This is a genomic window from Paraburkholderia sp. BCC1884 (assembly GCF_900996225.1).
Lineage (GTDB): Bacteria > Pseudomonadota > Gammaproteobacteria > Burkholderiales > Burkholderiaceae > Paraburkholderia.
In genome coordinates, this window is sequence record NZ_CAAJGL010000004.1 from 1 (window position 1) to 473 (window position 473).

The 473-nt window shown below is 64.7% G+C and carries 1 protein-coding gene; it reads left to right on the top strand.

All coding sequences use genetic code 11. The features are described 5' to 3' along the window. Positions 1-321 (top strand): cytochrome b (locus FQ705_RS00020; RefSeq protein ID WP_186307748.1); only part of this gene is annotated, 321 nt, incomplete at its 5' end. Positions 322-473: the final 152 nt, after the last annotated feature.

Sequence of the window (473 nt, forward strand, 5' to 3'; positions counted from 1 at the left end):
CGCCGGCCCGATCCGCTGCCGCAGCCGCCGGTGCTCGCGTTCCTCGCCAAGCTCTCCCATCTCGCGCTCTACCTGTTCACGCTGGCCCAGCCGCTGCTCGGCATCGCCTTCGTCAACATGGGCGGCCATCCCGTGACGATCGCGCCGCTCGGTATCTCGTTCACGCTGTTCGACGCGAACCCGGCCCTGCGCGGGCCGCTCAAGGAAGCCCACGAACTGATCGGCAACAGCTTCTATTTCGTGATCGGGCTGCATGCGCTGGCCGCGCTCTGGCATCACTTCGTGAAGCGCGATGCCACATTGCGGCGCATCCTGCCGTAACAAAACGAACCCGCGTGCTGGTTGCGCCTGCAACATACGCGCCGTTTTTCGAGCTTCCCCCCTAGTGCGTTCTTGACCGGCATGATTGCCGGCCGGCTTGTCGCGTCTGTTCCATGCGCACATCGCGCGATGCTTCGCAGTCCGTGATATCC